Source organism: Paenibacillus dokdonensis (assembly GCF_004916975.1).
Classification (GTDB): Bacteria; Bacillota; Bacilli; order Paenibacillales; family Paenibacillaceae; genus Paenibacillus_AQ; species Paenibacillus_AQ dokdonensis.
The window spans coordinates 2,127,242-2,142,378 of record NZ_STGQ01000001.1; the positions used below are offsets into that span (position 1 = coordinate 2,127,242).

10 protein-coding genes, 1 pseudogene and 1 riboswitch are annotated in these 15,137 nt (G+C 47.4%); of the genes and pseudogenes, 10 read left to right on the top strand and 1 reads right to left on the bottom strand.

Going from position 1 to position 15,137, the window contains the following annotated elements; all coding sequences use genetic code 11:
• Positions 1-18 precede the first annotated feature (18 nt).
• The 4 genes and pseudogenes from aroC (at position 19) to E6W40_RS09910 (ending at position 5,328) form a co-directional block, all read left to right on the top strand.
• Positions 19-1,077, top strand: a complete 1,059-nt coding sequence (gene aroC / locus E6W40_RS09895; protein WP_136605329.1) for a chorismate synthase — start codon at positions 19-21, stop codon at positions 1,075-1,077.
• 461 nt (positions 1,078-1,538) lie between these two features.
• Positions 1,539-1,699: riboswitch (cyclic di-AMP (ydaO/yuaA leader) on the top strand.
• Between the two features lie 144 nt (positions 1,700-1,843).
• Positions 1,844-3,668, top strand: a pseudogene (locus E6W40_RS09900) (APC family permease).
• A gap of 180 nt (positions 3,669-3,848) precedes the next feature.
• Positions 3,849-4,793: a VanW family protein gene (locus tag E6W40_RS09905; RefSeq protein WP_136605330.1), complete on the top strand. Its 945-nt coding sequence runs from the start codon at positions 3,849-3,851 to the stop codon at positions 4,791-4,793.
• Between the two features lie 154 nt (positions 4,794-4,947).
• A complete protein-coding gene (locus tag E6W40_RS09910) occupies positions 4,948-5,328 on the top strand; it encodes a VOC family protein (protein WP_136605331.1) in 381 nt (126 codons plus the stop codon).
• 120 nt (positions 5,329-5,448) lie between these two features.
• Here E6W40_RS09910 and E6W40_RS09915 read toward each other — a convergent pair whose 3' ends face one another.
• On the bottom strand, positions 5,449-6,684 hold the full coding sequence (locus E6W40_RS09915; RefSeq protein ID WP_136605332.1) for a cytochrome P450: 1,236 nt from the start codon (positions 6,682-6,684) through the stop codon (positions 5,449-5,451).
• Between the two features lie 369 nt (positions 6,685-7,053).
• On the opposite strand from E6W40_RS09915, the gene E6W40_RS09920 reads away from it, so the two are divergent.
• The 6 genes from E6W40_RS09920 (at position 7,054) to E6W40_RS09945 (ending at position 15,103) form a co-directional block, all read left to right on the top strand.
• Positions 7,054-7,911, top strand: coding sequence for a helix-turn-helix transcriptional regulator (locus E6W40_RS09920; RefSeq protein WP_136605333.1), 858 nt, complete (start codon positions 7,054-7,056; stop codon positions 7,909-7,911).
• A gap of 84 nt (positions 7,912-7,995) precedes the next feature.
• A complete protein-coding gene (locus E6W40_RS09925) occupies positions 7,996-9,795 on the top strand; it encodes a cache domain-containing sensor histidine kinase (protein ID WP_136605334.1) in 1,800 nt (599 codons plus the stop codon).
• A gap of 2 nt (positions 9,796-9,797) precedes the next feature.
• Positions 9,798-11,486 (top strand): response regulator, encoded by a 1,689-nt coding sequence (locus tag E6W40_RS09930; RefSeq protein ID WP_136605335.1) that lies wholly within the window; start codon positions 9,798-9,800, stop codon positions 11,484-11,486.
• Positions 11,487-11,598: 112 nt separating this feature from the next.
• On the top strand, positions 11,599-13,188 hold the full coding sequence (locus tag E6W40_RS09935; protein ID WP_136605336.1) for an extracellular solute-binding protein: 1,590 nt from the start codon (positions 11,599-11,601) through the stop codon (positions 13,186-13,188).
• A gap of 43 nt (positions 13,189-13,231) precedes the next feature.
• A complete protein-coding gene (locus tag E6W40_RS09940) occupies positions 13,232-14,194 on the top strand; it encodes an ABC transporter permease (RefSeq protein ID WP_136605337.1) in 963 nt (320 codons plus the stop codon).
• A 15-nt stretch (positions 14,195-14,209) separates the two neighbouring features.
• The gene (locus E6W40_RS09945) at positions 14,210-15,103 is read left to right on the top strand and encodes a carbohydrate ABC transporter permease (RefSeq protein ID WP_136605338.1); all 894 of its coding nucleotides are present in this window, start codon (positions 14,210-14,212) and stop codon (positions 15,101-15,103) included.
• Positions 15,104-15,137: the final 34 nt, after the last annotated feature.

The following is a 15,137-nucleotide window of genomic DNA, read 5'->3' on the forward strand; positions in this document are numbered from 1 at the left end:
TATTCGGGAGGAATTAGCATGGCGGGAAGTACGTTCGGAGAGCGGCTAAAAATGACTACGTTCGGGGAATCACACGGAGAGGCTGTAGGCGTAATTGTGGAGGGTATCACGCCGGGCGTTGAGCTTGACGAGGCATACATCCAGATTCAGATGGATAGAAGAAGGCCGGGACAATCCTCAGTCACGACTCCCCGGAAGGAATACGATAAGATACGCATCCTATCTGGCCTATTCGAGGGGCGTACGACTGGAACGCCTCTGTGTATCATGCTGAACAATACAGACATGCGCCCGTCAGCATACGATGACATCCAAAACATGTATCGGCCCGGGCATGCGGATCTCACTTATGAGAAAAAGTATGGAATTCGCGACTATCGCGGCAGCGGCAGGGCTTCAGGAAGGGAGACAGCCGCTCGGGTGGCTGCGGGAGCGGTGGCGCGGAAGCTTTTGGAACGGCGAGGTGTATCGATCCTGGCCTATACGACTGAAATCGGCGGTATAAGGTGCGAGAATTTCGACGCCGATGCCATCGAACGTAATGCGGTGCGGGCATGCGATACGGCAGCGGCAAGTCGCATGATCGAGAAGATCGAACAGCTGACTGAAGAGGGCGACAGCTGCGGAGGTATCGTCGAATGCCGAATTCGCGGCGTCGCTCCGGGGCTGGGGGAGCCTGTGTTCGACAAATTGGACGCGGAGCTGGCAAGGGCTATGTTGTCCGTGGGCGCGATTAAAGGTATTGAATTCGGAGCGGGCTTCCAAGCAGCATCAATGCGGGGAAGCGAACACAACGATCAGATGGACACAGACGGATTCCTGACAAACCATGCCGGGGGGATCATCGGAGGGATCAGCACGGGAGCAGACATCGTGTTCCGAGTCGTCGTCAAGCCGACTTCATCTATTTCTTTACCACAACGGACCATGGATATGAACGGGAACGAACGGGAGATTACGACGATCGGCAGGCATGATCCGTGCATTTGCCCCCGCGTCGTACCTGTGATCGAAGCTATGGCCTGCATGGTGATCGAGGATCATTACAAGCGGCAAGCAGCTTTGCTGAATGAATAAATGGTCTCCTTTCTGGTATTCATACCCCATCTACAACGTAAGTAATTATGAAAAATCTGCTTTTTTTATGAAGAGCTGCTAAATATTATTCGCTTTATGAAGATCCCGTCAGAAAACAAGAGTCGCGGAAATCGCGGCTTTTTTATTTTGTGGATTCAGAATAACGAAACGTTTGCTTAAATTACGACCATGTTCACGATTTAATTTCTTACTATGAATTTATTTGGTTCATTGTGTATTGCTGCTCAGAGAGGTGTGAATCGGAACCGTGGGCTGGACCGGAAGTTGGAGTGAATTAAAGAGAATTCAAGAAAAGAATAGCATACATTCATTGTAAGCGATGCCATGAGCGTATATCAGAAGATTTCGAACCTATCCTTGATTCTTTGCTTCTTTACATAAAGCGTCCGAAAGGAGTAAGATTTCATTCGTAATCAAGACTTGCGAACCTGAAATTATATACTCCTAGATCGCTTAATTCTGAAATTAGGAGCGGGGGAACCAAAGAGGATGAGTTTTTCTCATCCTAGGGGTGAATCACTTGGTTATTAACTATAAGTGTAGGGATACTTTCAAGCCCGAATCCGTCAGCTAACCTCGTAAGCGTTATGAAAGAGGAATTTGTCGTGTGCAAATGTTTTTTAGAAGCCACGGGAAGGTCCAACTTTCCTGCGGCTTTTTTTGTCGTGTCGAAATGGTTATGTGCGATAACCGTTTCGGGACATCTATGATATTACAACTTGACATTGGCGGTGACACTAAAGTAATGGCAGCATTAAAAAGACTTCTGATCGGGCTGCCTCTGAAATCGACCCAACTAGGAGAACTAAAAACTTAATAAGAAAAAGGCGCTGGCAATTCTTTCTTCCGACGCTTTATCATCCGTTGCTTATGGACCAGAACAAATCCTGTTGGTTTTGATCACGGTAAGCACGGCGGCATTCTGGTATTCGATACCCATCGGGATCGGAGTATTGGTTTTATTAACGGCTCTGATTCTTTCATATCGTCAAATCATCTTTGCTTATCCGCATGGCGGGGGAGCCTACGTTGTATCCAAGCAGAACCTGGGAGTCTATGCCGGGCTGGTTGCGGGAGGCTCGTTGTTGGTCGATTATATTTTGACAGTTGCCGTCAGCGTGTCTGCGGGCACAGACGCTTTAACTTCAGCTTTCCCCGCTCTGCATGAGCATACGGTGGCTATTGCCGTGATTTTTGTCATTCTGATTACGATATTGAATTTAAGAGGTGTAACCGAGTCTGCATCTGTCTTGGCCTACCCGGTTTATTTATTCGCATTTGCCTTATTCATCCTGATTGGGGTAGGCATGTACAACATTATCACAGGGCATGTGTCTCCCGAATTACATGCGCCGATTGGGACGCCGGTAGCCGGCATCAGTTTGTTTTTACTCTTAAAAGCTTTCGCATCAGGCAGCTCGGCCCTGACAGGGGTTGAAGCGATATCGAATGCTATACCTAACTTTAAAGATCCTGGACCCAAAAATGCGGCCAAAACGTTAATGGCCATGGGAATCCTGCTTGCCTTGTTGTTCTCGGGTATCGTTTTCCTTGCTTATTATTTGGGTATATCGCCTAATGCTCATGAAACGGTAGTATCTCAAATTGCCAATCAGACCTTCGGCCGGCATTTTATGTACTTCTTTATTCAGGGAACGACCGCCTTAATTCTGATCCTTGCAGACAATACGGGATATTCAGCTTTCCCTCTGCTTGCGGTCAATCTGGCCAAGGATAAGTTCATTCCAAGAATGTTCACTGTCCGGGGAGATCGTCTCGGGTATTCGAATGGCATCATCATTCTTGGATTATTATCGATCGTCCTGATTATTGGATTCAACGGACAAACCGAGCATCTGATTCCATTATATGCGGTGGGTGTATTCATTCCGTTTACCCTTTCACAGTCGGATATGATGGTAAAATGGATCCGTGAAAAGCCGACAGGCTGGGTCCCTAAACTGATTATTAATACGATAGGAGCGCTTATCAGCTTTACGGTTTCTATCGTGTTCTTTATGACCAAATTTTCGCAGGTTTGGCCCGTACTGATATTCTTGCCGCTGATCGTTTATCTGTTCCACCGCATTAGGAAGCATTATGAAGCCGTTGGTGAACAATTACGGCTTGCCACTTGTGAGCAAGCTGTCCCGATTGAAGGTAATGTCGTCATTCTTCCCGTGTCCGGAATCACACACGTTGTCGAGCATTCCTTGAATTATGCGAAGTCACTGTCAGCCGATCAGATCATCGCCGTTTACATTCCTTTTGAAAGAGAGGAAGCGACACGGTTCGAGGAAAAATGGAACCAGTGGAGACACGATGTACGTCTTGTGACTTTACATTCTCCTTACCGGAGCATCATTCATCCTTTAAGCAAATTTATCGATACGGTGCACCGGAAAGCCAGTGAATCCAATTATCAAGTAACGGTGGTTATTCCTCAGTTTATTCCTAAGAAAAGCTGGAAAAACCTGCTGCATAACCAGACAAGTTTTATGATTCGCGCCTATTTGCTTTATCGCAAAGACGTCATCGTTACGACGGTTCCGTATCACCTTAAAAAATAACGTCGACATTACAGAAACCCTGCGGGCTAAAGCCGTCAGGGTCTTTTTTTTTTCGCTTCAGGCATGCTTCAAAGACCTTAATTACCGTATATTTGAATGAATATTCAGGAATGGAATCATAATAGCAGGAAGAATGCCTTAACAATGAGATGACCACAATGATGAAGTGAGTGATGATGCTTGAAATGGATATCAATGGCGTGTCTCCTGTTCAAACTTCTGCAGGACCACGACGGAGATCAGGATCATGGCATGCTGACCATCACCCATGAGGGGAAATCCATTTCCAATCTGAAACGAGATGCACATCATACTTTGGTGTTTCCTCTGCTGGATATGGAAAAGTATAACCAATGGGTGAACGAATTGGACCTGAAAACATATAAGGAACCAATAAACGCCCGGATTGACGGTAACGGACAGATTGTCTCCGGTCAAAATGGGTACATGCTTAACCGAAGAGAGCTTCTTAAACAGTACTATGCATACCTCTACAGCGGTGGAACAGCTTCTATAGAAGCGCCTATGTATCCGGTGTATCCGAAGGTAGATACGGAACTGCTGGCTTCGCTAAGGGCAAAGCCAGTCGGTTATTATGTAACGTATTACAACGCTAATAATGCAGATCGTTCTCATAATATCGCTTTGGCAGCCAAGGCGATTGACAGTACCGTCATATTTCCAGGAGAATCCTTCTCCTTTAATCGAGTGGTCGGGATTCGGACGGCGGGAAGGGGGTACAGGCGGGCAACAGTCATCGTGCGCGGAGAATTATCTGAAGGCGTAGGTGGAGGTATCTGTCAGGTATCTTCAACCCTATTTAACGCGGTCGACCGGGCAGGACTGCATATTGTAAAGAGATATTCGCACAGCCGTCATGTACCCTATGTTCCTCCGGGAAGAGATGCGACTGTAAGCTGGGGAGGCCCAGACTTTGAATTTGATAATGCATACAACCAGCCTGTACTGATCCGGGCATTTGCAGGTAACGGAAGTATGGCTGTCTCCATTTTTTCATCTGATGTGATCGAATATCTCCCCAAAAAGGTGCCAAGCATTTCTTATCGACTTCCTGAAGAAGTGCGCGATATACCTCCATTACCTAACCCAGTGAGTGGAGAATAAGCACAAGCGTATCTAAAGTTCATATTATCTTTTTTTAAATGGACAGGTTGGACGACAAGAGCGCTAGCTGCTGATATAATTTTGATTGGGAGAAAAATCCCTTTGGATAGATAATATTAATAGCGTATTTACTAAATATTAGGGGGAATTGTCTATGATGAATAAAATTGGCCAAGTGATGTTGTATGTAAACAACCAGGATGAAGCAGTGAATTTTTGGACGGAAAAATTAGGATTTCATATCGTTTCCGAAGAAAATAACGGTCATATGAGATGGATCGAAATTGCTCCAACCGAGGGAGCGGAAACAAGCATCATACTCCACAGCAAGGAACTCGTTGCTAAAATGTCTCCTGAATTAAATTTGGGGACGCCTTCTTTGATGTTTTTTGCGGATAACCTAGACGAGTTGCATAACAGCTTATCTAATAAAAATATCAAGGTGGGTGATATCGTAAATCTGCCTACCGGCAAAGTATTTAACTTTGCGGACAATGAAGAAAATTACTTCGCCGTGCTGGAGAAATCCAATTAAGACAGTCATGAGTAATCATCTAAAAGCCTGATTCTTGGTAGTATCCCCTCAAAGTAGACACTCGAAAAAAGCCTCATGTTATCATGAGAATCGAGCGAACTTGAGGGGATATTTTTATGGCTATATGCGATGTACCCGGACCGGTAAGGAAGTGAGCGTTTGTCCGGCAGCAGAAGGCGTGAGGTTCGCTTCCAGATTGAAACCGGGAACGGGCTCAATCCTCTTAAAATGATCCATGAACAGCCCCAGTCCAATATTGGCCTCGAGCCGCGCAAGCGGAGCTCCCAGACAAAAATGAGGACCATTGCCGAAGGTCAAATGCTTTTTATTGTTAGCGCGGCGAATGTTCAAGGTGAACGGATCCTCAAACATCTCTTGGTCCATATTGGCGGCACTCATCCAGGCGACAACGACATCGCCTTTTTTCAGTTCCACGCCCAGCACGTTGTTATCCTGCTTCACCGTTCGGTCCATCTTTGCGATATGAAAACGGTAACGCAGCATTTCTTCCACCGCGCCAGGAAGCAGCTCGCGGTTCGATTGTATTTCGTTATAAATCTGATCGTTATCATATAAGAAGGAATAGAATGTGCTGGACAGCAAATGGCTTGTCGTTTCAATGCCGGCTCCCAGGATAAACATAGTCATTCGAACTATTTCATCATCAGTTAACCGTTCACCGTCTACCTGTGCCTGAATCAGGTCAGAGATAATATCATCGGCAAGATTCGTTCTTTTCAGAATCACGTGGAGGAGAAGGTAGCTGTAGTAATTTTTGGCAGCTTGCCGCTTTAGTTCCTGAATATCTTCGATATGATCCATTGGGAGGGGAAGGAAAAGATGGTCGACCCATTCTTTAAACAAGAACCGATCCTCAGGTGGAACACCCAGCAGTTCAGCTATCACGATCGTAGGCAGTGCGCCGGAAAAGCTTTTGACGATATCAATGACGGGTTCTTCACCCATATCCTCAATCAACTTGCTGACCACTTCATGGATACGAGGCTCCCACAGCTTTAAGCTTCTTGGCGTAAAAGCAGCTGAAAGCAGGCTGCGGCTTTTACGGTGATCCGGAGGATCCGAGTTCAAATTCACTCGTCCGGAATTATGGTGTCCCTCCTCATTATCTGCCCCGACGCTGATCGTTGTGCGGGTTCGCACACTGGTAAAGTACTCATAATCGCTTAAAACTCTTTTGACATCTTCATACCGGAACACATTCCACGAATTCGTTGCTTCATTGTAACTGATTGGTTCATGTTCTAAATGGTGTCTGTACCAATCAAAGGGATTAAACTCCTCCGCAGCTGATCGAAACTGGGTGATTTCAGCTAAAGAGATAATTTCCTCTTGCATAATATTCACTCCCGTAGTTTTGATATGGCGGATACTTATCCGATTGCCATATGTCAATCGGATCATACGGAAATTCGGGAAACCACTTTCGAACGACCCATGACAAAAGGTCTGTGCTGCGTGAATTTTATTTTTTTTGTAATTACATGTAAAGCGCATAGACTCGGTGGTGAGATTTCATGTTGAAAGCATTCAATGGTCCAAATTGTTCGTTATTATTAGCAATATGTTAGGTGATCTCGACAATATGAAACCTTTACCTTTATAATAATGTTTATTTATAACATTATAAAAAGAGTTCATGTAAAACTCAATTGTCATTTTGTTATTTTCTAGTAGAAAAAGTTTGCAAAAGTGGAGGGGTGGGACATGCAGGAATATGAATATGAATTTGCAGATTTTATTTACTATACTCCCGCGGAGCTGGATAAAGAAGCCCGAATATGGCCGGTCCGGGCAGGTCGGAGTTTGGGTAAACCCAATTACAAAGTAGGCCCCAAAAGGATTGAATGCTACAGCCTCCACTTCTTACACGAGGGAATGATCCGGCTTGAATTCGGCGACAATTGGATCGATCTGCAGCAAGGTGATCTGTTTTGTTTGTATCCGGGTCAAACCTACTACTATTACATACTTTCCCCGGATTCGACGCTTCGGATGAACTGGCTCGCGCTGGATGGAGAAAGGGTTCAGCCTTTATTGGAGATGGCGGGAATTACGCCTGCCAGACCGTTTCGTCGAAATGCTGTCTCTTCCCGTGTGAAGGAACATGCCGAAAATGTAATTGATGCACTGGCAGATGTTATAAGGTGGAAACCGGCTAACGCGCTCAAGCTGCAAAGTCTCGTATGCGCTCTGATGGCGGAACTCATGCCAGCTACAGTTGATTCCCCTTTAGCAGAACCTTCAGGATGGATTGACGAATGTATGGAGTTTATGGAACTGCATGCCTCAGAGGGGATATCCGTACAGCAGGTAGCTGCTTTTGCAGGGGTTCACCGCTCTTATTTCTCCAATATGTTTGCCTGCCAGGTCGGGATGCCACCGCTTAAGTACCTTCAGAAAATCCGCATGGACAAAGCGAAACGATTGCTTCAGGAAACGGATGCGACCGTTACAGAAATTGCACTTTCTCTGGGGTATCCCAACTTGTACTCGTTCACCAGGGCATTCAAAATTTACTACAAGGTAAGTCCGCTCATCATCCGGAAAACAAGGGGAGATTAGGCCGCATGACGTTTAATTGGTAAGCGCTTGCAATTATCTTTATCCATTAGATTCAATAAATTCTTTTGCGAGGAGCTCTCTCCTATGAAGCTTTCAACACTTCGAAGATGGTTTTCGCCCCAAACTACCATGCAGGGAAAAATGTTTATCGCATTCGGTCTGATCACTTTTTTGTCCATCGTCTCCGTTACCGGGATCGTCTATGTGAACATGCGCGATACGATCAAGCATAACGCGGTTACTTCTGTATCGGACAGTATTCGCCAGGCGGACGAATCCCTCAATATTATGCTGGAGGAGATCGATCGGTTAAACACGGTTGTCGTGACCAACAAAAATACAGTTATCGATACAATCATGAGCCCGAACGAGGAGATCAGCTATGAATGGTTTCAGGAACAAAAGCGAATCACTGAATTTTTATCGGTTCTGATCAACTATAAACCTTACATTTCCCGGGTTGCCGTTGTCGGTCTGAACGGGAAAGTATTCTTTACAGGTGGTCCTTGGATGGACAGGACCGTCCTGGGGACACCCATGCTCAATTACATGCTGCAAAACGGATCACGACATGCTTATTTTAAGCCGGAAGGAGCGGCGGATGCCATTACCGTGGGGCGTGAAATCCGTTATAACCGCGAGACAGTGGGCATTGTCATGGTCGATTTGGACTACGAATTCATAAAAAAAACGTATGGTGTAAAACCGACTGCAGATAGCTTGCTGTATGTTCTTGATGAGCAAAATGGATATGTCTATCAATCCGAGTCGGCACCATCCTCATTTGCGCCATCCCTGGAAAAGGTTGTCGAAATCAAACGGAAACTTGCGGGGCAGGGCGATGTAATGGAACAAAAAATCAATGGAAGATCATACATCGTCGTCAGCCGTCTATCCGAATATACAGGCTGGAGCACACTGGCACTGATCCCGCTTGACTCTCTGCTCAGCGAGTCCACCCGTATCCGCAATTTGATGGCCGAGGTAGCGATCATCGTCTTCATCATCATTCTGATTGGCTCCCACCAGGTCTCATCCCGTACAACCCTAAATATCCGCAGGCTTAGATCCATGATGATGCAGGTTAAGGATGGTAATTTATCATTCCCTAAAACGGAGATCAAAACGAAGGATGAAATCGGTCAGCTATATCGTGTTTTTGTTAGCATGGTTGATGAATTGAAGCGGCTGATGGAAGGAATACGTAATAGCGAGAAGAAGAAACGCGAGGCGGAGCTGACGGCGCTGCAGGCCCAAATTCGTCCGCATTTTCTATATAATTCGCTGAATACGATCAAATATTTGGCTAAATTGAATGGTGTGCCTAATATTGAAGAAGTTTCCGGCTCGCTAATCGAGCTTATGAGGGGGTTACTGGGGAACTCCAATGAATTTCTAACGCTCCAAGAGGAACTTGATTATGTGTTCAGCTATGTTTCCATCGTGAAATACAAGTATATGGAGCCGATTCAGGTGCATACGCAGATCGAAGACGAATCGCTGCTCGGTTGCAAGGTGCTGAAGCTCATGCTGCAGCCCCTCGTGGAGAATGCCATTATGCACGGGATCGGGCCGTCCGAGAATGGCGGGCAAGTGTTGATACGGGTATATGCGGAGGATCAGGACGTACTCATCGAAGTCATCGACAACGGTAAAGGCATGGAGCAGGAGCAGATGGACGCGCTGCTAGGAAGCTTGGACCGGGAAGACGCCGCTTCGCGTTTCAGCAGCATGGGCATCCGCAACGCGCATGAACGGATCGTCAGGATGTTTGGCGAACCATATGGTTTAAGCTTGCACAGCGAGCCGGGTTTGTACACGAAGGTTGAGATCCGGTTTCCGAAAATACATCATGCGGAGACATCCGCTCAAGAGGTGGTCTAGCCATGTTCAAGGTTCTTTTGATCGATGATGAGCCGTTGATCAGTAACGTAATCCGAACGTTGTTCGACTGGAAAAAACATGGATTCGAGTTCGTCGGCGAAGCCTACAGTGGAGAAGCGGCATTAAAGATGATGGAGGATTCGCTGCCTCATATTGCCATCATCGACGTCAATATGCCGGAAATGAACGGCGTTGAGCTTCAAGGCATCATCCGGACACGGCATCCGTCCGTTAAGACGATCATGCTGAGCAGCTACGACGATTACGATTACGTTCGCGAATGCATGCGGAACGGGGCGATTGATTATTTGCTCAAGCATCGACTGGATGAGGCGCTGCTTTTGAACGTATTGAACAAGGCAGTGTTGGACCTGCAGCAGGAAAACCAGGTGAAGGAAGGGCAGCTGGCGAGCAAGAAAATGGCCGATACGCTGAGGCCCGTATTCATTCGGGAACATATTGCTGACCTCGTGAGAGGCAGGGAAGATGAAGACTCCATGGTGGCTGAATCAAGCCTGTTGGAAGGCTTGTATCCGGAAGCGGTCCGATTTGTTGCGGCAGCCGTTCAGATTAACCCTTTTCTGCTGCTTACCGCGTCCTACAGCGACATGCAAACAAACCGGTTGGTGCAGCAGGTGGTAGATTTGATGCAGCAAAGCTTGGGCGATATTCATGAACGAACGGCCGCCTACGTGGAGAACGGACGGCTGGTCGTCGTGTTCGCATTCAAGGAACGCAGCGAGAATGCCGCTACCGGCGAGGCGCGGCGATGGATGGCCAGGGTTCATCATTCCCTTGAGCTGATGTTAAATCTGAAATCATCGTATGCGATCGGACACCCGTGCGCCGGTTTGGCGCAGTTAGGTGACAGCTACGCGTCGGCCGTGAAAGCTCTCGATGCTTCACCATACGCGGCCACGAAAGACGTGCACGATTCGAACGGGATTCAAGTGCAGCGGCCGGGTCGGGAAACGTCCTCTTCGCAGCAGCTGCATATGGCTCCGACCATCGAGGATCAGAAGGAATTGATCCTTGCGATCGAAAGCTTGGACCAGGGAAGGATGCATCGCCTGATCGCCTCGGTATTCGCAGCCGTCCGTCATCTGCCGTATCATGCGCCTGCGGTGCAGATGGCGGCAAGCGAACTTCTGCACACGGCTGACAAGGCATTAAGGAAATCCATGCCGCTGGATTCGGTGGAAGCCGCCATGAAGGAACTCCCGCCGCGAGGAGATTTGGGCAGGATCGGTAGCATCGGAGAATTGGAGCAGTGGCTGCAAGCCTACTTCGATCTGATGCTTCGATGGCTTAAACAGCAGCGGGTAACGGGCAATTACTCCCGTCATGTATCCCAGGCGATTCATTTAGTATTGGAGCGTTACCAGGGCTATATCACGTTGGAGCTCGCGGCTGGCGCTATCGGGTTGAATCCTTCCTACTTAAGCCGGCTATTCAAGGAGGAAACCGAGCTCACCTTCTCGGAATACGTGAATAAGGTCCGCATCGACGCGGGACGCAAACTTTTGGAAAGCGGACAGTATTCGGTCAAGCAAATCAGCAGCCAGGTGGGATTTTCGACCTATAATTATTTCTTCAAGGTGTTCAAGGAACGCATTGGCATGACGCCTCAAGCTTATTTGAACAGCCTCCGTACAGGTGAGAAATCCGAAACCGTAAAATATGTGGAGTAAATAGTCATATTATTAGAATTTGCTGCCACGCCAGGTGAACTATAATACTCTCATGCACCATGGGAAACGCTTACAACGGTTCCTAACTACATATAAACGGAGGTCATGATTCATGTCCAAACATTGGGCTAGAGGTGCGCTGAGCACAGCGCTTATCTCGGCATTACTACTCGCGGGGTGCGGTTCCAATAGCGAAAAAGGAGCCGAAACCAAAAACACGGAGGGCTCATCTGAAACAACTGTCAACGCAACCGGATTTCCGCTGACGAAAGATGCTATTACTCTGAAGATGTTCACACGGATTGCTCCCGTCAACGGCGCGTTCAAGGACATGCCTGTTTTCCAGGATTACGAGAAAATGAGCAACGTCCATGTGGAATTCACCGAAGCGCCTACAGACGGCTTTCAGGAAAAGAAAAATCTTCTGTTCGCATCCAATGAGCTGCCTGACGCTTTTTACCGGTCGGGGATTTCGCAGCTGGAAGCAACCCGCTACGGTGCGGCCGGCCAATTGATACCTCTGGAAGATTTGGTCGACAAATATGCTCCGAACCTCAAGAGCCTGATGGAGAAATATCCAGAGATCCGCTCGGGTATCACAACACCGGAGGGCCATATTTATGCGATTCCGGGCATTGTGACCCTGGACGCCGCCCGTACGGACAAAAAATGGATCAACCAGGCATGGCTCAAGAAACTGAATTTGGACATACCGGAGACGACAGATGATTTGTACAACGTGCTGGTTGCCTTCCGCGACAAGGACCCGAACGGGAACGGCAAAAAAGACGAGCTGCCGATGACCGCACGGGCTCCGGTTCCGGGTCAAGGATTGCCAATCGTCAACATGATGAGCGGTTCGTTCGGCCTCGATCAGCAGCTGGGCTACAACATCAATCTCGTGAACGACAAGGTCGAAATCTGGATGGGTAATGATCGGAACAAAGAAATGCTCCAGTATTTGAACAAGCTTTACAAGGAAAAACTGCTAGATCCCGATATGTTCTCGCAGAAGGAAGCGGACTACCTGGCGAAACAGTCATCCGGCAATACGGGCTTTTTCTTTGACCAGACCAATAATGTGTTCCTTGAGATCCAGGATCAATATACGGGCATAGCACCGTTCAAGGGCCCGCATGGCGACCAGATGCAAAGCCAGGGCGCACCAATCGCCCGGGATTTCGGAGCTTTCGCCATCACCTCAGCAAACAAGAATCCGGAACTCACGATGCGCTGGATCGATTACTTCTACAGCGACGAAGGCTCTACGATGCTTCGCTTCGGCAGGGAAGGCGAGAACTACGAAATGAAGGACGGCATTCCTTATTACACGAAAGCTTTTCTCGCAACGGGCGATCAAGGCAAAATCACGCCGTACGCAGGCGGAGGAGCTCCTCATATTATCAGCGATAAAGTGGCCTCCTTCATCAATCCTCCGCAGGTCCAGGAAGCGCAGGACAAGCTGACGCCGTTCATGCCGAAGATTCGCTACGCTTCCCCGATGTTCGATGAGAATACCGCTCAGGAAGTCAACATCCTTCGGAATGATATCGACAAATATTATGAAGAGCAGAGCACGAAATTCATCGCAGGAGCCCTCAGCTTCGATAAGTGGGACGAATTCCAATCCACGCTTAAAAAGATGAAGATCGACACGCTGCAGGACCTGTATCAGCAAGCCTACGACAAGATGAAAAAATAATGGACATCATACGATTTCACGCATTCGTTAGGAGTAGATGCTTATGAAGAGTGCTCAAGTCCGCGCAAATGCTGCGCTGTCCCGGAAAATTCCGGGGCAGCGGGGCCGCGTGTGGAGACAAATGGTAAAACGGTCAGATCTGTATCTTATGCTGCTGCTGCCCATCGCCTGGTATTTGATTTTTCATTACGGGCCGATGTACGGACTGCAAATTGCCTTCAAAAACTTTAATCCGGCCAAGGGTATCATCGGTAGCAGTTGGATCGGTTTCGACCATTTCGTACGTTTTTTTGAGTCATTTTATTTCTGGAGGCTGCTCTGGAACACATTATCGATTAATCTGTTCTCGCTGCTCATCGCATTCCCGATTTCGATCCTGCTTGCACTGATTGTCAACGAAATTCGCAGTAAGACCTTCAGCAAAGTACTGCAAAACATTACGTTTATACCGCATTTTATTTCCGTCGTCGTCATCGTCGGCATTCTGAATGTTTTCCTGTCTCCTACTACGGGACCGATCAATTCGCTAATTGAAGCTCTCGGCGGTTCGCCGATCCGTTTTCTGGAGGAAGCCGGTTGGTTCAAGACCATTTTCATCGGCTCGAATATATGGCAAAACATGGGGTGGCAATCCATTATCTATATCGCAGCACTCAGCGGAGTGAATCCGCAGCTATATGAAGCCGCCAAGATGGACGGAGCTTCCAGGCTGCGTCGCGTGTGGCATATTTCCCTACCGGGCATCGTACCTGTCATCGTCATTATGCTCATCCTGGATATTGGACATTTCATGGACATCGGTTTCGAGAAAATCCTGCTCATGCAAAATAATTTGAATATTGAATCAAGTGACGTGATTTCCACGTTCGTGTACACAACCGGTATTCTCAAAGGCGAATACAGCTATACGGCGGCAATCGGACTGTTTAATTCGGCTATCAATCTGGTACTGCTGCTGCTTGTCAACCGATTCGCACGCAAAGTATCGGAGACCAGCTTATGGTAAAGGAGGAAAATGAGCATGTCTAATCAAGCTTCCATAAGCCGATCGTCGGATGAAAAGATATTCGACGCAGTAATATATACCATTGCTACACTCATCATTCTGATTGTGTTATATCCGCTCATTTTCGTGGTCAGCGCTTCATTCAGTGATCCGGCGAAAGTATTGAACGGAGAAGTATGGCTACTGCCTAAAAACATATCCTTTGCTGCTTATACCAACATTCTGCATAATGGTAAAATATGGAACGGTTATACCAACACGATCATATATACGGTGGTGGGTACGATCGTCAATATCATCATGACCGTGTTAGCGGCGTATCCGCTGTCAAGACCGGATCTGCCCGGGCGCAAGGTACTCATGGTGATCATAACGCTGACCATGTTTTTCGGAGGCGGACTCATACCTTCGTATCTGCTCGTCAAAAATTTGGGACTGCTCGATACGATGTGGGCTTTGATCATTCCTGGGGCAATTGCGACATATAATTTGATCGTGATGCGGACTTATTTTCAAACCAGCATACCATGGGAACTGCAGGAAGCTGCCCATATCGACGGTTGTTCCAACTGGCGGCTGCTGCTTAACATTATCCTGCCTTTGTCCAAGCCAATCCTGGCTGTAATGGTTTTGTTTTATGCCGTTGGGCATTGGAACTCTTACTTTAATTCCTTGATCTACATCCGTAATGAAGCACGGTATCCCCTTCAACTGGTGCTGAGAGAAATATTGCTGATCAGCCAGAGTGAAGCGGTCGACGCGAACGTCGGTCTGGAGAATAAAGTGCTGCTTGCGGAAAGTATCAAATATGCAGTCATCATGATCTCCAGCCTGCCTATATTGATTATGTATCCTTTTGTGCAGCGGCATTTTGTTAAGGGTGTCATGATCGGGTCTATCAAAGGCTAGCACACATTCATAGTAGTCTCGTATGAAATAACGA